The 19,166-nt window shown below is 68.3% G+C and carries 19 protein-coding genes; 11 read left to right on the top strand and 8 right to left on the bottom strand.

What is annotated here, in order from left to right; all coding sequences use genetic code 11:
• The first annotated feature begins 168 nt into the window (after positions 1 to 168).
• From xseA to LQ566_RS00570, 7 genes are all read left to right on the top strand, one after another.
• Complete coding sequence (xseA, locus tag LQ566_RS00600) at positions 169 to 1,425, top strand: exodeoxyribonuclease VII large subunit (protein WP_231089605.1); 1,257 nt, start codon at positions 169 to 171, stop codon at positions 1,423 to 1,425.
• A 29-nt stretch (positions 1,426 to 1,454) separates the two neighbouring features.
• Complete coding sequence (locus LQ566_RS00595) at positions 1,455 to 1,682, top strand: exodeoxyribonuclease VII small subunit (RefSeq protein WP_231089604.1); 228 nt, start codon at positions 1,455 to 1,457, stop codon at positions 1,680 to 1,682.
• Complete coding sequence (locus tag LQ566_RS00590; RefSeq protein ID WP_231089603.1) at positions 1,682 to 2,320, top strand: DUF4245 family protein; 639 nt, start codon at positions 1,682 to 1,684, stop codon at positions 2,318 to 2,320. Before LQ566_RS00595 ends, LQ566_RS00590 begins: the two co-directional genes overlap by 1 nt.
• Positions 2,317 to 2,964, top strand: a complete 648-nt coding sequence (locus tag LQ566_RS00585) for a carbonic anhydrase (protein ID WP_308070447.1) — start codon at positions 2,317 to 2,319, stop codon at positions 2,962 to 2,964. Before LQ566_RS00590 ends, LQ566_RS00585 begins: the two co-directional genes overlap by 4 nt.
• Before the next feature lie 26 nt (positions 2,965 to 2,990).
• Positions 2,991 to 4,385 (top strand): class II fumarate hydratase, encoded by a 1,395-nt coding sequence (locus LQ566_RS00580; RefSeq protein ID WP_231089602.1) that lies wholly within the window; start codon positions 2,991 to 2,993, stop codon positions 4,383 to 4,385.
• Between the two features lie 91 nt (positions 4,386 to 4,476).
• Positions 4,477 to 5,958, top strand: a complete 1,482-nt coding sequence (locus tag LQ566_RS00575) for a sensor histidine kinase (protein WP_231089601.1) — start codon at positions 4,477 to 4,479, stop codon at positions 5,956 to 5,958.
• The gene (locus LQ566_RS00570; RefSeq protein ID WP_231089600.1) at positions 5,955 to 6,614 is read left to right on the top strand and encodes a response regulator transcription factor; all 660 of its coding nucleotides are present in this window, start codon (positions 5,955 to 5,957) and stop codon (positions 6,612 to 6,614) included. The genes LQ566_RS00575 and LQ566_RS00570 overlap by 4 nt, the downstream gene beginning before the upstream one ends.
• A gap of 776 nt (positions 6,615 to 7,390) precedes the next feature.
• Here the strand turns inward: LQ566_RS00570 and phoH2 are convergent.
• Positions 7,391 to 8,773 carry an RNA 5'-3' helicase PhoH2 gene (phoH2, locus tag LQ566_RS00565; RefSeq protein WP_372459767.1) on the bottom strand — a complete coding sequence of 461 codons (1,383 nt, stop codon included), beginning with the start codon at positions 8,771 to 8,773 and terminating at the stop codon, positions 7,391 to 7,393.
• A 160-nt stretch (positions 8,774 to 8,933) separates the two neighbouring features.
• Positions 8,934 to 9,719 (bottom strand): isoprenyl transferase, encoded by a 786-nt coding sequence (locus LQ566_RS00560; protein ID WP_231089599.1) that lies wholly within the window; start codon positions 9,717 to 9,719, stop codon positions 8,934 to 8,936.
• Positions 9,720 to 9,860: 141 nt separating this feature from the next.
• On the opposite strand from LQ566_RS00560, the gene trhA reads away from it, so the two are divergent.
• Positions 9,861 to 10,565 carry a PAQR family membrane homeostasis protein TrhA gene (gene trhA / locus LQ566_RS00555; RefSeq protein WP_231091341.1) on the top strand — a complete coding sequence of 235 codons (705 nt, stop codon included), beginning with the start codon at positions 9,861 to 9,863 and terminating at the stop codon, positions 10,563 to 10,565.
• Between the two features lie 4 nt (positions 10,566 to 10,569).
• Here the strand turns inward: trhA and LQ566_RS00550 are convergent, their stop codons facing one another.
• Positions 10,570 to 10,863 (bottom strand): hypothetical protein, encoded by a 294-nt coding sequence (locus LQ566_RS00550; protein ID WP_231089598.1) that lies wholly within the window; start codon positions 10,861 to 10,863, stop codon positions 10,570 to 10,572.
• Between the two features lie 65 nt (positions 10,864 to 10,928).
• Here LQ566_RS00550 and LQ566_RS00545 point away from each other — a divergent pair, with 65 nt between their 5' ends.
• Complete coding sequence (locus tag LQ566_RS00545; protein WP_231089597.1) at positions 10,929 to 11,324, top strand: DUF4307 domain-containing protein; 396 nt, start codon at positions 10,929 to 10,931, stop codon at positions 11,322 to 11,324.
• Positions 11,325 to 11,435: 111 nt separating this feature from the next.
• Positions 11,436 to 11,927 (top strand): transcription elongation factor GreA, encoded by a 492-nt coding sequence (gene greA, locus LQ566_RS00540; protein ID WP_231089596.1) that lies wholly within the window; start codon positions 11,436 to 11,438, stop codon positions 11,925 to 11,927.
• 60 nt (positions 11,928 to 11,987) lie between these two features.
• On the opposite strand, the gene ilvA is transcribed toward greA, so the two are convergent.
• Positions 11,988 to 13,217, bottom strand: a complete 1,230-nt coding sequence (gene ilvA, locus LQ566_RS00535) for a threonine ammonia-lyase (protein WP_231089595.1) — start codon at positions 13,215 to 13,217, stop codon at positions 11,988 to 11,990.
• Complete coding sequence (locus LQ566_RS00530) at positions 13,214 to 14,389, bottom strand: AI-2E family transporter (RefSeq protein WP_231089594.1); 1,176 nt, start codon at positions 14,387 to 14,389, stop codon at positions 13,214 to 13,216. The genes ilvA and LQ566_RS00530 overlap by 4 nt, the downstream gene beginning before the upstream one ends.
• A gap of 45 nt (positions 14,390 to 14,434) precedes the next feature.
• Between LQ566_RS00530 and LQ566_RS00525 the strand changes: the two genes are divergently transcribed.
• Complete coding sequence (locus LQ566_RS00525) at positions 14,435 to 15,682, top strand: winged helix-turn-helix domain-containing protein (RefSeq protein ID WP_231089593.1); 1,248 nt, start codon at positions 14,435 to 14,437, stop codon at positions 15,680 to 15,682.
• 155 nt (positions 15,683 to 15,837) lie between these two features.
• Here LQ566_RS00525 and LQ566_RS00520 read toward each other — a convergent pair whose 3' ends face one another.
• From LQ566_RS00520 to LQ566_RS00510, 3 genes are all read right to left on the bottom strand, one after another.
• Positions 15,838 to 16,404: a LemA family protein gene (locus LQ566_RS00520; protein ID WP_231091340.1), complete on the bottom strand. Its 567-nt coding sequence runs from the start codon at positions 16,402 to 16,404 to the stop codon at positions 15,838 to 15,840.
• A 161-nt stretch (positions 16,405 to 16,565) separates the two neighbouring features.
• Positions 16,566 to 17,879, bottom strand: coding sequence for a D-arabinono-1,4-lactone oxidase (locus LQ566_RS00515; protein ID WP_231089592.1), 1,314 nt, complete (start codon positions 17,877 to 17,879; stop codon positions 16,566 to 16,568).
• Entirely contained in the window at positions 17,876 to 19,102 is a 1,227-nt protein-coding gene (locus LQ566_RS00510) for an alanine racemase (RefSeq protein WP_231089591.1), read from the bottom strand. Before LQ566_RS00510 ends, LQ566_RS00515 begins: the two co-directional genes overlap by 4 nt.
• Between the last annotated feature and the right edge of the window lie 64 nt (positions 19,103 to 19,166).

Genomic DNA, 19,166 nt, shown 5'->3' with positions numbered 1-19,166 from the left:
TCGAGTCACGATACGGGCACCGTCACGCACCACCGAGAAGCAGACCGAAACACCGCGAACGAAGACCAGACGGGCACGAGAGGACGACATGATCGACGCGAACACAGCACGAGCGTTCGCCCGGCCGGCACATACGGTCACCGCCCCCGCAGAGGGGATCACTCCCGCATGAGCGACACCAGCACCAAGCCGGCGTTCTCCGGGCCCGTGCGGCCCCGTGACTCGACGCCGGACTCCCCCACCCAGGTGGGCGACCTCGCCCGCGATATGCGGGACTACATCGCACGTCTCGGGTCCCCGTGGATCGAGGGAGAGCTGACCGAGTGGAACGTCCGCGCCGTGGGGACGTTCGCCACGTTGCGGGACCTCTCGGGAGACGCCGCCATCCGCCTGGTCGTGTGGTCCAGCATCCGCGCGCGCATCCCGCAGGATCTCAAGACCGGGGATCGCGTCGTCGTGTGTGCGAAGCCGGAGTACCGCGTCCAGCGCGGTGAGCTGTCGTTCGTCGTCTCCTCGATTCGCCATGTCGGCCTCGGTGATCTCCTCGAGCGGCTGGAGGTGCTGCGCCGCCAGCTGCGCTCCGAGGGCCTGCTCGACCCCTCGCGCAAGCGACCACTGCCGTTCCTGCCCCAGCGAATCGGCCTCATCACCGGCAAGGGCACGGACGCGGAGAAGGACGTGCTGAGAAACGCCCAGCTGCGCTGGCCGCAGGTGGATTTCCGCGTCGAGCATGCGGCGGTCCAAGGTGAGCAGGCCGTACCTCAGGTCCTCGCGGCCCTGCAGCGCCTCGACGCGGATCCGGCCGTGGACGTCATCATCATCGCGCGAGGCGGGGGCGACTTCCAGGATCTGCTCACCTTCTCCGACGAGAAGCTCGTCCGCGCCGTCGCAGCCGCCCGCACACCCGTGGTGAGCGCCATCGGTCACGAGAACGATCGCCCGCTGATCGATGAGGTCGCCGACCTCCGCGCCTCCACACCCACCGACGCCGCCAAACGGGTGGTCCCCGACGTGCTCGAGCAGCTGGCTCAGGTCCGGGAAGCACGCGCGCGCATCATCGGCCGCGTCTCAACCCGCATCCAGCACGACCTCACCGCTCTGGAGCAGTTGCGCTCCCGGCCGGTGCTGCGCGACCCGCACCGCATGCTCCAGGAGCGCCAGCTCCACGTCGAGCAGATGCGCTCGCGCGCGACCGCCACCACATCGCTGCGCATCGAGCGGGAGCACACGGCCATGGCGCGGCTGCACGCCACGCTGCGCGCTCTGAGCCCGCAGCACACCCTGGAGAGGGGCTATGCGATCGTGCAGCGCGCCGGCGATGGCATCGTCCGCGCCCCGGAGGAGGCGCCCGCGGGCACGGACCTCGTCGTCCTTCTCGCCGAGGGAACCATCGGTGCCCGCTCCAGCGGTGCACTACCGGAATGACGCCTCGCCGCCCGAACTAGGATGGAATCATGACCGACGCCACTGCAGAGCCCGTCGACGTCTCCGAGCTCTCGTTCGAGCAGGCTCGTGATGAACTGACCCAGGTCGTCGCGCAGCTGGAGCAGGGTGCGCCCACGCTGGAACGCTCGCTCGCGCTCTGGGAACGGGGCGAGCGCCTCGCACAGCGCTGCGAGGAATGGCTGCTCGGCGCGAAGGCTCGTCTTGATGCCGCCCGTCCCTCGGGAGAGGCCCTCTGATGGCCCGCGTCGTCGCCGAGCTCGGTCGCCCCGAGACTCCGCAGGAGACCGCCGATCGCAAGGCGGCCTCGTCCGCCGCCTACCGGGGCTCGCAGACCTTCCGCAACCTGATCGCCGCCCTCATCGTCACGATGCTGATCGTGCTCGTGATCGTCTGGGTGGTGCCGCGTGGCAACGCTCCCGAGATCAAGCCTGCCGACCCGGTGAAGGTCGCGGCGGCGCAGACGAGCGCAAGCGGCAAGACTACCTACGCGATCGACGCGCCGGAGAACTGGTGGTCCAACGTCGCCATCCTGGACTCGTACTCGGGATACGCGCTCTTCACTGCGTCGTACGTGCCCACGGAGGAGAGCAAGCTCACCGGATTCGTCCGTCTCAATGACGTGTACGACGCCGATGAGAAGTACGCTCTGCTGCGGATCCCGGGCGCCCTGCCCGGCGAGACGGAGACCCTCGGCGGACGCGAGTGGACGGTGTTCACCATCAACGACGTCGAGAAGGCGGGCAACGTCACACAGGCCCTAGGTACGCAGGTCGGCGATGACTACGTACTGCTCTACGGCAAGACCACCGACGAGCTCATCCGCGAATTCGCGACGCAGCTCGCCACGACGATCGAGAAGGAAACCGCACAGTGACCCAGCAGCTCACCCCCACGCAGGCCTGGTCTCAGATGCTGGAGGGCAACCACCGGTTCGTCACCGGTACGCCCGGCCACCCGCACCAGGACAGCGAGCGTCGCCACGAGACGGTCGGCTCGCAGTTCCCGCACGCCGCTCTGTTCGGATGTGCCGACTCCCGCCTCGCCGCGGAGATCATCTTCGACCAGGGCCTGGGGGATCTCTTCGTCATCCGCAATGCCGGGCAGGTCACCTCGCCGTCGGTGATCGGATCGCTGGAGTACGCCGTCGCGATCCTCAATGTCCCGCTCATCGTCGTGCTGGGTCACGACTCCTGCGGTGCGGTTCGCGCCGCGATCGATTCCACGGCCATCGACGCCCCGGTGCTGCCGCCGGCGGTGTGGCGATTGATCGCCCCAATCGTCCCGTCGGCGCGCAAGATCGAGGCCGAGACGGGAACCACGGCGGAGGATGTCTCGGCGGAGCTGGTCGGAAAGCTGCACCTGCAGTCCACAGTCGCCGAGCTGCTTCACTCGTCCGAGGTCATCTCCGACGCCGTGGCCGCCGGCCGTCTGGCCATCGTGGCCGCCAACTACCGCCTCGCCGACGGCACCGTCGACGCGCACTTCACCGTGGGCACCGCAACAGCCGCGGCTGCCTGACCACACGAACCCACAAGGAGACAGACGTGGCTGAGACCGAATACCGCATCGAGCACGACACGATGGGCGAAGTCCGCGTGCCCAAGGACGCGCTCTACAGTGCACAGACCCAGCGCGCGGTGGAGAACTTCCCCATCTCCGGCTCGGGCCTGGAATCGCGCCAGATCGCCGCTCTCGCGCGGATCAAGAAGGCGGCGGCACTGGCCAACAAGGGCCTCGGCACGCTGGACGGCGACGTCGCCGATGCCATCGCCTGGGCTGCGGACCAGGTCGTCACCGGCAAGTACGACGCGCAGTTCCCGGTCGACACGTACCAGACCGGCTCTGGGACCTCGTCGAACATGAACATGAACGAGGTGCTGGCGACTCTGGCCTCGGGCAAGCTCGGCTCGCCCGTGCACCCCAACGACCATGTCAACGCCTCTCAGTCGTCGAACGACGTCTTCCCGACGTCGGTCCACGTGGCCGTCACGCAGGCGCTGATCGAGGACCTCATCCCCGCTCTCGAGTACCTGGCCACCGCGCTGGAGAAGAAGGCCGTGCTGTGGAAGGACGCGGTGAAGTCCGGCCGCACCCACCTCATGGATGCGACCCCGGTCACCCTCGGCCAGGAGTTCGGCGGCTACGCCCGCCAGATCCGCCTCGGAGTGGAGCGTGTGCAGGCCGCCCTCGTGCGCGTCGCCGAGGTTCCTCTCGGAGGAACCGCCGTGGGTACCGGCATCAACACGCCGCTCGGTTTCCCGCAGCAGGTCATCGCTCTCCTCGCGGAAGAGACCGGTCTGCCGATCGTCGAGGCGAAGGACCACTTCGAGGCCCAGGCGAACCGCGACGGTCTCGTGGAGACCTCCGGCGCACTGCGCACCATCGCCGTCTCCCTGACCAAGATCAACAACGACCTGCGCTGGATGGGCTCCGGCCCCAACACGGGTCTCGGCGAGCTCCACATCCCCGACCTCCAGCCGGGCTCGTCGATCATGCCCGGCAAGGTGAACCCCGTCGTTCCCGAGGCCACGCTCATGGTGTGCGCCCGTGTCATCGGCAACGACGCCACGGTCGCCTGGGCCGGAGCATCGGGCTCTTTCGAGCTGAACGTCGCCATCCCGGTCATGGGCACCGCGCTGCTCGAGTCGATCCGCCTGCTCTCCAACGCAATGCGCGTTCTGGCCGACAAGACGATCGACGGCCTGGAGGCCAACCTCGAGCGTGCTGCCGCCTTCGCCGGCATGTCCCCGTCGATCGTGACGCCCCTCAACAAGCTGATCGGCTACGAGGCGGCCGCGAAGATCGCCAAGCACGCCGTGGCGCAGGGCATCACCGTCCGCGAGGCCGTGATCGACCTCGGCTACGTCGCGCGGGGCGAGCTCACCGAGGCGCAGCTCGACGAGAAGCTCGATCTGCTGTCGATGACGCACGCGGGCTGACAGCAGCGTGACCGCGGGTGTGAGACGCAGCGTGGGCGCGGGGGGACTCCCCTCGCGCCCACGGCGCACCATTCTCTCCACCCGCGCCCGCATGCTCGCCGTGATCCTGGTGGTCACGGCGATCTCGCTGATCGCGTCCGGCGGCGTCGCGTTCACGATGCAGTACAACCAAGCCCTTTCCGGCGTGGATGAGCATCTCCTCTCTCACGCCGATGCGCTTCTCGGTGGCCCCACCGACGAGCCCGACATGGACCAGCACGGGGCCACCGAAGTCGTCCCGGGATCCCTCGACCCGCATGCCTACACCAGCGTCGACGCCCTCTTGCGGGCTGAGCTGAGCCGGATCGTGGGTCATGGCGAAGCCGCGATCGGCATCATCGACGGTGAGGTGGCGCTGCGCTCGGCCGGAACGCTGAGCGCAGCGATGGCGGCCGACACGGACTTCATCGCGGCGGCCGCCGCGAGCTCCACCCGCACGAACTCGCCCGCCCTCGGCACCGCGGAGCTCGGGGACACGACGGTTCGCTGGGTGTCGGTCCCCGTCACCGTGGAGGGCGACGCCACCACCGGCGTGTCGATTCGCGCGATCAACCTCGACGACACTCTTGATCCACTGCATCTGGCGGCGCTCGTGTTCTGTGCCGTGGCCATCGTGATCCTCATCGTCGTCGGTCTGGTCACCTGGGCGGTGCTCGGCCGGTGGCTGCTTTCGCCGATGCAGCACCTGCAGCGCACGACGGGCGAGATCTCGCTCTCCCACCTCGCTGCGCGTGTTCCGGAGGGCGGGACCGATGACCTCGCCAATGTCGGCCGCTCCGTCAACGCGATGCTCGACCGCCTCGAGGGCTCCGTCGACGTTCAGCGCCGTCTGCTCGACGACGTGCGCCACGAGCTGAAGACCCCCATCACCATCGTGCGCGGTCACCTGGAGATGATGAACCCCGCTGATCCGGCCGACGTCGCCTCCGCTCGCGAGATCGGGATCTCGGAACTGGATCGCATGACCCGCCTCGTGGAGGACATCGACCTGCTGGCCACCGTCGAAGACGACGAGTACACGATGGGCATGGTTGATGTCAGTCGTCTGACGGAACGCATCGGCGAGATGATCGTGGCCATCCCCGGGCATCCCTGGCGCGTCCTGGATCGCGCCGACACGATCGTGCGCGGCAACCCGGATCGTCTTCTGCAGGCCTGGCTCGCCCTCATCGACAACGCCGCCAAGTACACGCCGCAGGGCAGCCCGATCGAACTGGGCAGCACCCTCACCCCCGACGAGGTGCACCTGTGGGTGCGCGACCACGGCGTGGGCATCCCGCCCGCGATGCGACACCGCATCTTCCGCCGGTTCGACCGCGGCAGCGGCCGGCGCGATGTCGGAGGAACCGGACTCGGGCTGGCCATCGTGGACGCGATCGCACGCGCGCACGGCGGCTCCTGTACCGTTACGGACACCCCCGGTGGTGGTGCGACCTTCGTGATCCGCGTGCCCGCTCACCTCGGGCGACCGGGGTCGAACCTGCCCCAACCGATTCGCGCCGGAACAGTGGCGCTACGAGAGGACACCGCATGACCCGCATCCTGATCGCCGAAGACGAGCCGCGCATCTCGTCCTTCGTCAGCAAGGGGCTGGAAGCGGCCGGATACCTCACCGCCGTCGTCGAGGACGGCGGTGAGGCCCTCCAGACCGCGCTGAGCGGCGAGTTCTCCCTCATGCTTCTCGACGTCGGTCTTCCCACCATGGATGGATTCGACGTGCTCGCGCACCTCCGCGGAAGCGGCTCGACCATGCCGGTGATCCTCCTCACGGCCCGCACCTCCACTCGGGACATGGTTGAAGGCCTCGACAGCGGAGCGAACGACTACATCCCCAAGCCGTTCAAGTTCGACGAGCTGCTGGCGCGCGTGCGCGTGCGGCTGCGAGAAGGGGGAACGAGCGCCAACTCGATGGTGATCAGCCATCGCGAGGTGTCACTCGATATGCTCGCGCGCCGCGCGACCGTGGGCGGACGTGAGGTGGAGTTGTCGGCACGCGAGTTCGCCCTCGCGGAGCAGTTCCTGCGCAACCCCGGGCTCGTGCTCAGCCGCGAGCAGCTGCTCAGCCGGGTGTGGGGGCTCGACTTCGATCCCGGTTCGAACGTGGTGGATGTCTACGTGCGTTACCTGCGCACGAAGTTCGGCACCGAGCACATCGAGACCGTCCGGGGCGCCGGCTACCGCTGGCTCTGACACCTACACCGACCCGTTCCGCTTCTCTGCCGTGCCGCGATCGCGCCGCCCCAGAGTAACGGCATCTGAGCGGGCACCCGTGCGCTGATCTGGCCTCAGGCGCGCTCAGAGAGATCGTGCACATCCTCGAGCGCAACACCGCCCCAGCAGCGCGCCTTCTCCGATGAGACGATCTCCGTCACCACGAACTCCCCGGACGCCGGGCGCTCTCCCGAAGCGCGGCGCTCACCCGACGTGAGACGCGGCCCATCGTGAGACGCTGCCCGACGCACGGCGCTCGCCCCACACACGGCGAGCCACCGACGCGAGGCGCTCGCCCCACGCACGGCACTCGCCCCACGCAAGGCGCTCGCCCAACGCAAGCCGCTCCCCCGACGCACGGCACTGCCCGACGTGAGACGCGGCCCATCGTGAGACGCTGCCCGACGCACAGCGCTCGCCCCACACACGGCGAGCCACCGACGCATGGCGCTCCCCCGACACAACGAGCTCGGCAACACCGGAGATCCCGCGAGCAGCCGGAGGCCCAGCCAGGATCGCGCAACCTGCCGCCACAAACAGAAACCCCCGGCACATGGTGCCGGGGGGCCGAGGTGAGCGGACCCGAACCGCTCGTTTATGCTCACCGCACCCGAAGCAGTGAGAGTTCCTCGTGTTCTGTTACTCCCGGGGAGATGGGATACATGTCAGCGCTGAGGCCGACATGTCTATTCTTCCCGCTCTTCCCCGCGAACGGGGTGACAACACCGTGAGACTGTTCTCATCTTCGATGAGCCTCAGGCCAGTTCGCCGTCCTCCAGCAGTTCCGTCACGAGAGCCGCGATGGCGCTGCGCTCGGAACGCGTCAAGGTCACATGAGCGAACAGGCTGTGCCCCGTGAGCGTCTCGATCACCGACGCGACGCCATCATGACGCCCGACTCGGAGGTTGTCGCGCTGTGCGACGTCGTGAGTGAGGACGATGCGCGAGTTCTGCCCGATGCGGCTGAGCACCGTCAACAGGACGTTGCGCTCCAGCGACTGCGCCTCATCGACGATCACGAACGCGTCATGCAGCGAACGACCCCGAATGTGCGTCAGGGGCAGAACCTCGAGGAGTCCTCGTTCGAGCACCTCCTCCATCACGTTGCCACTGACGACGGAGCCGAGGGTGTCGAACACCGCCTGCCCCCAGGGCGACATCTTCTCGCCCTGGTCCCCGGGCAGGTAGCCCAGCTCCTGACCACCGACCGCGAACAGGGGACGGAAGACGATGATCTTCTTCTGCTGCTGACGCTCCAGAACGGCTTCGAGGCCTGCGCACAGAGCAAGGGCGGACTTGCCCGTTCCGGCGCGACCGCCGAGGGAGACGATGCCGACTTCGGGGTCCAGCAACAGATCCAGCGCGATCCGCTGCTCGGCCGAGCGCCCGTGCAGTCCGAAGGCCTCCCGGTCGCCCCGCACGAGGCGGAACTCCCCCTCACCGGTCACCCGCGCGAGCGCCGAGCCGCGATCGGAATGCAGCACCAGCCCGGTGTTCACGGGAAGCCCCGCGGCATCGGGATGCGAGCCCACCTCGGAATCGTAGAGATCGGCGATCTCATCAGAGCCGACGTGGATGGTGGCCATGCCACTCCACCCCGAGTGCGCTGCCTGCTCGGCGAGGTACTCCTCGGCTTCGAGGCCAAGCGAGGCAGCCTTCACACGCATGGGGAGATCCTTGGACACGATGGTGACGTCTTCCCCCGCCGCCTGCAGATGCATAGCCACAGCAAGGATCCGGGTGTCATTGTCACTCAGCCGGATGCCGGCGGGCAGCACGCTGGTGTCGGTGTTCGCGAGTTCCACGCGCAGCGTGCCGCCGGAGCCCACCTCCACCGGGAAGTCGAGACGGCCGTGTTCAACACGCAGATCATCGAGGTGACGCAGCGCCTGCCGGGCGAAGTAGCCCAGCTCCGGGTCGTTGCGCTTGGCTTCGAGTTCACTGATCACCGTCACGGGCAGAACCACCGAATGCTCCGCGAAACGGAACAGCGCACGTGGATCGCTCAACAGCACGGACGTGTCGATGACGTAGGTGCGCAGCCGCACCTCGCTCGCATCCGTGCTGACGCGCCGCGTCCGCTGCTGGTGCCGCTGTCCTGTTGCACTGGTCACAACCGACCCCCAACCCGGATCCATCCGGATCAATCGCGTCGGCCGAGAGCCACGAGTCCTGTTTCACAGCCGACCCGATCGAGCACCTTGCCCGATGCTCAGACGCTAGCGCCCTCACGTGCCGGGGGCCAGCGCCTTCCCTGGCGTGTCGGAGGACAGCGGGTGAACGGACAGTGACCGGCGCTCAGCTGCCGAAGCGGCGATCGCGGTCCCCGTAGTCGCGGATCGCGCGCAGGAAGTCGACCTCCCGGAGGTCCGGGCCTAGCGCCTCGACGAAGTAGAACTCGCTGTGGGCGCTCTGCCACAGCAGGAAGTCGCTCAGGCGCTGCTCGCCCGAGGTCCGGATCACGAGGTCGGGGTCCGGCTGGCCGCCGGTGTACAGGTGCTCCCCCAGCATCTCGGGTGTGAGGTTGGCCGCCAGCTCTTCCATCGACGCGCCGCGCGCGTCGTGCTTCTCGATGATCTTGCGCACGGCGTCGACGATCTCATTGCGTCCGCCATAGCCCACAGCCAGGTTGACGTGCATGCCGGAGTTCCCCGCCGTCCGTTCGGCGACCTCCGTCAGCGCGGCACGCAGACCCTCCGGCAGCAGTTCCAGGCGACCGACGATCTGCACCCGCCATCCCGCCTCCCGGGAGAGCGCGTCAGCCAGCTCCGCGATGATCTGAATGAGGTCTTCGAGCTCTTGTGAATCGCGCTTTCTGAGGTTGTCCGCCGAGAGCAGGTAGAGCGACACGACGGAGATCCCGAGGTCGTCGCACCACCGCAGGAACTCCTGCATCTTCGCCGCGCCCGCCCGGTGTCCGTGTGCGGGGCTCGGGAAACCCAGCTGACGCGCCCACCGCCGGTTACCGTCGATCATCATCGCGACATGACGCGGCACCTTTGCGTGATCGATCTGACGCCGCAGCCGTGAGCTGTACAACCGGTACAGGAAACCGGCGCCCTCGGATCGACCCGTTGTGCTCACTCCCCTACGCTACCGCCCCGGATCGATCAGACGTGAGCGTCGTGTGGAGAGACGCCCACGTAGCGCCGTGGATATGTACAGCCGGCGGAATGTTCCGGGCCTTACGCTCAGAACGTGACACGCGAGAACACCCCGCCCTCGGTGCCGAAGCTCCCGTTGCTGGAAGCCGCGGCCGACGACGCGACCATCGAGATCAAGCCCACCTGGCGCGGCTGGATCCATGCCGGGACCTTCCCGGTCACCATCGCTGCGGGAATCGTGCTGATCTGCCTGGCTCAGGGCGCACCTGCGAAGTGGGCAAGCGCCGTGTTCATGGCCACCTCGATGCTGCTGTTCGGCAACTCAGCGCTCTATCACCGTTTCAACTGGCGTCCCCGGACGAAGGTGGTGCTGAAGCGGATCGACCATGCCAACATCCTGCTGCTGATCGCGGGCACCTACACCCCCCTCGCCGTACTCGCACTGCCGCCGGAGAAGGGACTCCTGCTGCTGATCCTGGTCTGGTCCGGGACGCTGCTCGGGATCCTCTTCCGGGTCTTCTGGATCAACGCCCCGCGCTGGCTGTACGTCGCCATCTACCTGCTGCTGGGCTGGGCCGCGATCATGTACATCGTCGATCTCCTCAACGCCAACGTCGCGATGATGGTGCTCGTGGTTGTGGGCGGGTTGCTGTACTCGGGCGGCGCGGTCGTCTACGCGCTCAAGAAGCCCAACCCGTGGCCCGGACATTTCGGCTTCCACGAGATCTTCCACGTATGCACCGTGCTGGCATTCCTCTGCCACTGGACGGCCTGCCTGCTCATCGCGTTGGAGCCGCTGCGTCCCTCACTCGGCGTCCCGGCCTGACGCGCTACTTCGGCTCGGTGCCGGGCTTCGACTCGGTGTCGGGCTTCGACTCGGTGTCGGGCGCGCTCGCACCGGCTTGCGCGGCCTCGCGATCCAGCTGCTCGTTGACCTCGTCGCGGTAGCGCGCACGGCGGATGCGGCGCTGCATGTCCCAGACCAGCAGGAACACACCGACGACGAGCAGAGCGATCACGAGGAACCCGGCCACGCCCGGCGTCACGGACTCGGCCGGAACCGTCATCGTGGGCGTCGGGACGGGGGTGGAGGTCGCTCGAACGATTGCCTCGAATGCGTGCATCGGGTCTGCTTTCCCTTTCGCGGGAGGTTAGCCTGGAACTCCAGCCTAATCTTCGATCGGACGCCATGACGACCACCGCAATGCTCGATGACCGGTACGGCCGCACCCGCTCGCCCGCCCGCCGGCGCGCGTGGTGGATCGCTGTGGCCGCCGTGGGAGCGATCATCGTGGGCGCGCTCGGCTGGATGACGGTGCGCGGATCGCTGTACTCGGTCACCGTGGACAACCTCGGCTATCAGGTGACGGATTCCCACGCGGTCTCCGTGGACTTCCAGTTCTCCACCACGCCGGGCACCGATGTCACCTGCGCCCTGCAGGCGCTGGATCCCGAGCAGGGCATCGTGGGCTTCCGCGTGATCCGCTACGAGTCGGGCGAATCCCACCAGCAGCGCCACACCGAAGTCATCCGAACCGTCGCGGAAGCGACGACGGGCCTCGTCGAGGGCTGCTGGACGTCATAGTCACCACCCACCCAGTTTGGCCGTCGGCGGCGGAGTTCGTAGACTGGCCGGACCGACGCCCTGCCACGCTGGGCGTCTTTTTCCATATACCTCCCCCTGGGAAGGATCGCCATGTCTGATGACGCACAGGTCACGTTCCTCACGCAGGACGCCTACGATCGGCTCGTGTCCGAGCTGGAACACCTCTCCACGGTGGGACGCGACGAGATCGCCAAGCGCATCGAGATCGCCCGCGAGGAGGGCGATCTCAAGGAGAACGGCGGCTACCACGCCGCCAAGGACGAGCAGGGCAAGCAAGAGGCCCGTATTCGGACCCTGCAGTCGCTGCTGAAGAACGCGCGCGTCGGCGAGGCTCCGGCCAGCCGCGGGATCGTGGAGCCCGGAACGGTCATCACCGCGCTGATCATGGGCGACGAGGAGGTGTTCCTGCTGGGCAACCGCGAGATCGCGGCGGGCAGTGAGCTGGACGTCTACAGCGAGGTCAGCCCCCTCGGTGCCGCGATCCTCGGCCTCAAGGAAGGCGAGAAGGGCAGCTACACCGCCCCCAACGGCCGCGAGATCCCCGTGGAGATCCTCAAGGTCGAGACCTACAACGGGCAATGACCCGAGAGGAAGGGCCCCGCACACCGCATCACCGCGGGTGTGCGGGGCCCTTCAGCGTTGTCACTCGTTGATCACCACCGGCGCGAACCCGCCGTCACGCAGCGCGCGCAGGGTCAGCTCCTTGTGCTCCTCGCCGCGCGTCTCAACGCTGATCTGCAGGCTGACCTGACTGATCTGCAGCCCCTGGCCGTGGCGGGTGTGCTGCACCTCCACCACGTTGGCGCCCGCCTGCGAGACGATCTCCGACACGCGGGAGAGCTGCCCGGGCCGATCCGGCAGCGGGATGCGGATGGTCATGTACCGGCCCGAAGCGGCAAGACCGTGGGAGACGACGCGCTGCAGCAGCATCGGGTCGATGTTGCCTCCCGAGAGGACCACGACCGCGGTGCCGGATGACTGGATCTTCCCGGCCATGATGGCGGCGACCCCCACCGCACCGGCCGGCTCCACGACGACTTTCGCCCGCTCAAGCAGCGCGACGATGGCTCGCGCGATGTCGTCATCAGACACGGTGACGACCTCGTCGACGAGCTCGCGGATGATCTCGAACGGAATGTCGCCGGGGCGAGCCACGTAGATGCCGTCCGCGATGGTCGGCCGGGTGATCACCTCGACCGGTGTGCCGGCTTCCAGCGACAGCGGGAACGGTGCCGCGTTCTCCGCCTGCACACCGATGATGCGGACGGTGCGGCCCTCTGCGGCCGCCTTCTCCTTGATCGCCGCAGCGACCCCGGCGATGAGCCCCCCACCGCCGATGCCCATGATGACCGTCTCCACCTCGGGAGCGTCCGCCATGATCTCCAGGCCCAGCGTCCCCTGACCGACGATGACGTCGCGGTGGTCGTACGGCGGGATGAAGATGGCGCCGGTGCGCTCGGCGAACTCCTTGGCCAGTCGCAGCGGTGTCTCCACGGTCTCGCCCTCGAGGATCACCTCGGCGCCGTAGCCGCGCGTCGAGAGCAGCTTCGGCACCGGGACCCCGAGCGGCATGAAGATCGTGGCCGGGATGCCCAGCTCACGCGCGGCGAGCGCAACGCCCTGGGCGTGGTTCCCCGCGGATGCGGCCACCACGCCGTGCGAGCGTTCCTCCTCGGACAGGCGGGAGAGGCGATAGGTGGCACCGCGCACCTTGAACGAACCGGTCCGCTGGAGGTTCTCCATCTTGAGCATCACGCGCGAACCGAGCAGGTCGGATAGGTGCTGACTGTACTCGAGCGGAGTGTGGCCGATATGAGGCTTCAGACTCTCGGCCGCGGACTCGATGTCGGACAACAGGGGTCCGTATGTCATCGGGCCCGCCTTTCTGTGGGAACCTGCCGCCAGATCAGCTGATCCTGGCTGAGAGTGCCGCTGCGCCACGCTCCGCTAGAGAGCGACACTGCGACCACGTTGACGAACGCCGCCAGGGGCACGGCGAACAGGGCGCCGGGGATGCCGGCGACCATGGTGCCGCCGGCGACAACGAGCACCACGGCGAGAGGGTGCACCTTGACGGCGGAACCCATGAGGAACGGCTGCAGCACGTGTCCCTCAAGCTGCTGCACCGCCAGCACAGCGGCGAGCATGATCACCGCGATCACCCAGCCGTTGTACACCAGAGCGATGAGCACCGCGATGAATCCGGTGACGACGGCACCGACGATCGGGACGAAGGAGCCCAGGAAGACAAGGATGCCGATCGGAACCGCGAGCGGGACACCGAGGAAGAAGGCGGACAGACCGATGCCGACCGCGTCGATCACGGCGACCAGCAGCTGCGTGCGCGCGTAGTTGACGACGGTGCGCCAGCCCAGTCGGCCCGAGCCGTCCGCAGCGGCGCGTGCCGTGCGGGGGAAGAGACGCACGACCCACTTCCAGATGCCGCCGCCGTCCGCGAGCAGGCAGAGCAGGACGAAGAGGGCGAGCACCGCGCCGGTGCCGATGTGTGCGGCGGTCGAGCCGACCGCCAGAGCGCCGTTGAGAAGCAGTTCCTGCTGCTCGGCGAGCGTCTCCTGCGCCTGCTTCATGAAGGCGTCGATCTGCTCCGGGCTGAGTGTGAACGGGCCGGTGATGAGCCACTCCCGCAGCATCTCCCAGCCTTCGATGGCCCGGTCCTTGACGGCGGACGCCTGCTGCGAGATTTGCCAGATGGCGAGGGTGAGCAGGCCGCCCACGATCACGAGCGTGCCGAGCACGGAGATGACGATGGCCAGCCACCGCGGCAAGCCGCGCTTGATCAGCCAGGTGAATGCCGGCCACAGGAGGGCGGTGATCAGCAGCGCAACGAGAATCGGGATCACCAGCAGCTTCAGCTGCATGACCAGCCAGATCACGAGCGCCACCGCGCCGGCGATCACGAGAATCCGCCAGGCGTAGGCCGTAGTCACACGCAGCGCGCTGGGAACGAGGGCGCCGTCGGAGGGCGTCTCCACGCGAGTGCGCAGCGATTCGAAGAAGCCGGGACGAGGATTCGGATCGCTCATGGATAGATTCTACGGGTGTCGGAGGCTGGCGTTACGCTGAGCGCCGTGCCTGAAACACTGTCGCTCGCCGCCGCCCGGCGCACCGCTCTCGCCGCACAGGGGTTCGGTGCGGCGCACCCGGCGCGGGTGTCGCCGGCCTCACTCCACGCCGTGATGAGGCGCGTGGGCGTGCTGCAGATCGACTCGGTCAACGTCTTCTCACGCAGTCACTACATGCCGTTCTTCTCGCGCCTCGGCGCCTACGACACCGGCATACTGGACCGCCTCGCCTTCGGTTCCCATGCCGCGTACACCGAGTACTGGGCGCACGTCGCCACCGTCATCCCCACGTCCGACTGGGGGCTGTGGCGCTTCCGCATGGACGAGTACGCCACCCGGCTCTCCCCCACGGATCCGTGGGCGCAGGACAACCAGCAGACCCTGGACTGGGTGCGTTCCGAGCTGGCTCAGCGCGGCCCCTCCCGCCCCGCGGAGATCGAGCAGGACGCCGCGACGGGTCCCCGCGGACCGTGGTGGGACTGGAGCGCAACCAAACGAGCCCTCGAACGGCTGTTCCTCGCCGGTGAGGTCGCAATCGCGGGGCGTCGCGGCTTCGAACGACGCTATGCGCTCGCCGCCGATGTGATCCCCGCGGCGGTCCTCTCGGCGCCCGTTCCCCGGGAGGACGCCATTCGTGAGCTCGCGGCCCGCGGGCTGGCCTTCCACGGTGTCGCCACTGCCGCCGACATCGCCGACTACCACCGGCTCGGGCGCACCGACGTGATCGCGGCGCTGCGGGATCTGGAAGACGCCGGAGTGGCGCTGCCCGTCCGTGTTCAGGGCTGGGAGCGGGGCGGCCGCCCGATTCCCGCCTGGATCCATCGCGATGCCCGCGTGCCGCGGCGGATGTCCGCCGCTGCTCTGCTGACGCCGTTCGATCCTGTGGTGTGGTTCCGGGACCGCACGGAGCGGCTGTTCGGCGTCGAGTACCGCATCGAGATCTACACCCCCGAGCCGCAGCGCCGGTACGGCTACTACTCGTTGCCCGTCCTGATCGACGACCAGCTCGTGGCGCGCGTCGATCTGAAGGCGGATCGCGCGCGCTCGGAGCTCCTGGTGCAGTCGGCGTGGTGGGACGGGGAGCCGCGTCCGGCGGACGTCGAGCGCATCGCCGAGGAACTCCGGCGCGCGGCGACGTGGAAGGGACTGGAGCGCATCAGCGTCGGCCGCTGGGGGGACGCAGCCGATGCGGTGGCCGCGGCACTGTCCCTGCACCCGGCGCACCGCGGACGCCACGACCGCGCGAGCCGGTGACCGGACGCCCCCTGACCAGGTCCCACCACGACGACAGTGCCACGAACGGGACGACGCTCCCCGCATGAGAAGACACTCCCCGAACGGGAAAAGGCGCACCCGACACTCCCGCGAATGAGAAAACGCCCGCCGGTTGGCGGGCGTTTTCTCGCGGTTCAGAACTGGATACGTGGCGGCTCGGCGATGCCGGCACCGTCGATGACCTCGAAGAACTCCCGCTCGGAGAATCCGAGGTTTCGGGCGAACAGGTTGTTCGGGAACACCTTGATCTTGGTGTTCAGCTCCCGGACGCCGCCGTTGTAGAAACGGCGCGAGGCCTGGATCTTGTCCTCGGTGTCGACGATGGCGCGCTGCAGCTGCAGGAAGTTCTGACTGGCCTGGAGCTGCGGGTACGCCTCGGCGACCGCGAACAGGCTCTTCAGCGCGTTCTGCAGGTGTCCCTCGGCAACACCGGCCGCGCCCGGCGACTGTGCGGACAGGGTCTCAGCGCGCGCCTGGGTCACGTTCTCGAACACCGCGCGTTCATGCGCGGCATAACCCTTGACGGTCTCGATGAGTGCGGGGATCATGTCGGCGCGACGCTTCAACTGAACGGTGATGTCACTCCACGCTTCGTCGACGCGCACGTTGAGCTGCACGAGCGAGTTGTACGTCGCCCACAGATAGACGCCGACGATGACGGCGATCAGGACGATCACCAGCACCGGAACGAGCCAAGCCAGCATTTCCATGTTTGCTGAACCCCCTTAGGTCACAGTCATTCTATCGACGCCGCGGGCACCTGCCGCGCGTGAGCGATTTCTCGGAGACGTCTCGAAGGCAGTACACCCCGCCCGAGGCTCCCGGCTGAGCCGCGGCAGTCAGCGCGCGAGCCACGGGGTCCTCACACGCCGAGAACGCGATCCAGGTACCGGTTGCGGAACAGCCGGTCGGGGTCCAAGCGGTCACGAAGGGCGACGAAGTCGTCGAAGCGCGGATATGCGTCCCGAAGGTCCTCCGCCGTGCGCGTGTGCATCTTGCCCCAGTGCGGTCGCCCGCCGTGAGCGCGCATGATCTCCTCCACCGCGGTGAAATAGGCACTGGGGTCCTCCCGCCAGTAGCGGTGCACCGCGATGTACGCCGTTGCCTGATCGTGGGCGGTGGAGAGCCATCGGTCATCCGCTGCGGCGAAGCGCACCTCCACCGGGAAGGAGATCCGCCAGCCGCGGCGTTCGATGAGCTCGGTCAGCTCGCGAAAGGCCGGGACCACGTCGTCCGCGGGGATGGCGTACTCCATCTCGCGGAAGCGGACGGTGCGCCTCTGAGTCAGCACGCGATGGGAGAGGTCGGTGTACTCGCGATTGCCCGTGAGTCTCGTGGCGAGCCGGCTGAACGGCGGGGTGATGGCCGGGATCACGGTGCCGGCGGCGCACGCCACGCGATACACACCGTTGGAGAGCACGCTCTCGTCCAGCCACTTGCCCACGGGCGGCAGCGGGTGGCGCACCGCCGACTCCGGAAGCCGGGTGTCGGTCTTGGTGAGAGCAGTGTCTGTGTGCGGGAACCAGTAGAACTCGAAGTGATCGGCCTCCTCGACGCGCTCGTGCAGCGTGTCGAGGACCTCCTGCAGCGGCTCCGGGCGCTCCACCGCGTGCAGGACGAACGCCGGCACGCACTGCAGGGTGACCTCCACGAGGATCCCGAGCGCGCCGAGTCCGAGCGCGAAGGCGCCCAGAAGCTCGGGCTGGTGGTCCTCGTCGATACGGAGGAACTCTCCAGCCGCGGTGATCACGGTGACACCGACGACCTGCGTCGCCAGCCCGCCGAAACCGGCGCCCGTGCCATGGGTGCCGGTGGAGATCGCGCCGGAGATGGACTGACGGTCGATGTCGCCGAGATTCTCCATCGCCAGCCCGTACCGCGCCAGCAGCCGCGGAATCTGGTGGAGGCGGGTACCGGCCAGCAGCGTGACCCGAGCGCGTGCGGAGTCTGCACTGACCACGCCGGTCAGGTCGCTCATGTCGAGGAGGACGCCGGGTGCCACCGCGATCCCGGTGAACGAGTGACCCGCGCCGACGGCCTTGATCTCCAACCCGCGCTGAGCGGCGGCGATGACCGCCCGCTGGACCGCCTCCGGCGTGCGGGGACGCTCCACCCGCTGCGGCGTGATGCTCGCGCTGCGACCCCAGTTCTGCCAGCTCCCGCCGAGTCGTGTCACAGGAACGCCTTTCCTTCGCCGCGGTACGTGGGAAGCTCGTCGATGACCTTCCCGTTGTGAACCAGATGGTATCGGAGCACGCGCTCGGACCCTTCGCCGCTCTTCGCGTGGCGGAACCAGACCCGATCGCCGACGCGGAGGTCCCGGGCGTTGCCGCCCTGGAGCGGTGTCTGGACCTCGCCGGCTCCTTCGCGCGGCTGCATGCGCAACCCGCTGGGCCAGACGGGCAGGGGCTGACGCGACGCGAGCGGCGGCCCCGACGCGATCCAGCCGCCGCCCAGAACGGTGGCGATGTCTGGACGCGGCCGGCGGACCACGTCGAACGCGAACGCGGCAGCGGGAGCCGGCGTGAAGGCACGATAGCCGTCGAACAGGTGCCCCCCGAAGAGTCCCGATCCCGCGGTGACCTCGGTGACGGCCTGGTCGTCCGACGTGTATTCGAGTGAGCCGGTGCCCCCGCCGTTGACGAACTCGAGCGGGGTGATGGCGTTTACAGCATCCACGATCGCGCCGCGCCTGGCTCGCAGTTCCTGGCCGGAGCGGCGCTGCATCCAGCGGATCACACCGTCACCGGATCCGGTGTTGTCCCCCTGCCCGGCGATCTGGGCCTCGTACATCATCAGCCCCACCAGCCGGAAGCCGTTGCGCGCCACGATCCGGCGCGCGAAGGACGCGGCGTCGCTCGCGGTGAACAGCGGCGAACGGAACACGCCGAGGTGACCGAGCCCGGGGGCCTCCCAGGACGCGTCGACGTCGATCGCCACACGAATGACCGGCCGCTGTGCGGGGGCGACGACGGAGTCCACGAGATCCAGCTGCGCTTCGTCGTCCACCATCAGCGTGATCCGCGAGGCGAGACGCTCATCGGCGGCGAGCCGCGCGATGGCCTCACGATCGGCCGTGGGATAGCCCAGCACCACGTCGTCGTGGTCCTCGGCGAGCCAGAGCGCTTCGGCGAGGGTGAAGGCGAGAATGCCGTGATATCCCGGCATGGCCAGCACTGCGTCGAGGACCGACCGAACGCGGATGGACTTGCTCGCGACACGGATGGGGACGCCGCCGGAGCGGACCAACAGGTCGGTTGTGTTGTAGGCGAGTGCCTCGTGCGATACGACGGCGACCGGGGCGGGGATGCCGGCGGTGGCCTGCGACAGTGCGGGCCACCAGGCGTCGGGTGACTGCCAGGCGAGGGGGTCGGGGGATGTGGTGGTGAGCGGGAGCACGGGATCAGCCTAGGACCTCTCCCCCGCACAGGGGGATGACTGCGCGGACCGCGCCCCGCACAGA

The organism is Microbacterium nymphoidis, assembly GCF_021044885.1.
Classification (GTDB): domain Bacteria; phylum Actinomycetota; class Actinomycetes; order Actinomycetales; family Microbacteriaceae; genus Microbacterium; species Microbacterium nymphoidis.
The sequence above is the reverse complement of the archived record's forward strand: the minus strand, read 5'-3'. Positions and strand labels throughout refer to the sequence as shown.

Bases quoted from the DNA above. Each gene is read 5' to 3' on its own strand.
- LQ566_RS00545 (WP_231089597.1), top strand. From the start codon at position 10,929: ATGACGACCACCGCAATGCTCGATGACCGGTACGGCCGCACCCGCTCG.
- xseA (WP_231089605.1), top strand. From the start codon at position 169: ATGAGCGACACCAGCACCAAGCCGGCGTTCTCCGGGCCCGTGCGGCCC.
- LQ566_RS00530 (WP_231089594.1), bottom strand. From the start codon at position 14,389: ATGAGCGATCCGAATCCTCGTCCCGGCTTCTTCGAATCGCTGCGCACT.
- greA (WP_231089596.1), top strand. From the start codon at position 11,436: ATGTCTGATGACGCACAGGTCACGTTCCTCACGCAGGACGCCTACGAT.
- LQ566_RS00570 (WP_231089600.1), top strand. From the start codon at position 5,955: ATGACCCGCATCCTGATCGCCGAAGACGAGCCGCGCATCTCGTCCTTC.
- LQ566_RS00550 (WP_231089598.1), bottom strand. From the start codon at position 10,863: ATGCACGCATTCGAGGCAATCGTTCGAGCGACCTCCACCCCCGTCCCG.
- ilvA (WP_231089595.1), bottom strand. From the start codon at position 13,217: ATGACATACGGACCCCTGTTGTCCGACATCGAGTCCGCGGCCGAGAGT.
- LQ566_RS00575 (WP_231089601.1), top strand. From the start codon at position 4,477: ATGCTCGCCGTGATCCTGGTGGTCACGGCGATCTCGCTGATCGCGTCC.
- LQ566_RS00590 (WP_231089603.1), top strand. From the start codon at position 1,682: ATGGCCCGCGTCGTCGCCGAGCTCGGTCGCCCCGAGACTCCGCAGGAG.
- LQ566_RS00595 (WP_231089604.1), top strand. From the start codon at position 1,455: ATGACCGACGCCACTGCAGAGCCCGTCGACGTCTCCGAGCTCTCGTTC.
- phoH2 (WP_372459767.1), bottom strand. From the start codon at position 8,773: ATGGATCCGGGTTGGGGGTCGGTTGTGACCAGTGCAACAGGACAGCGG.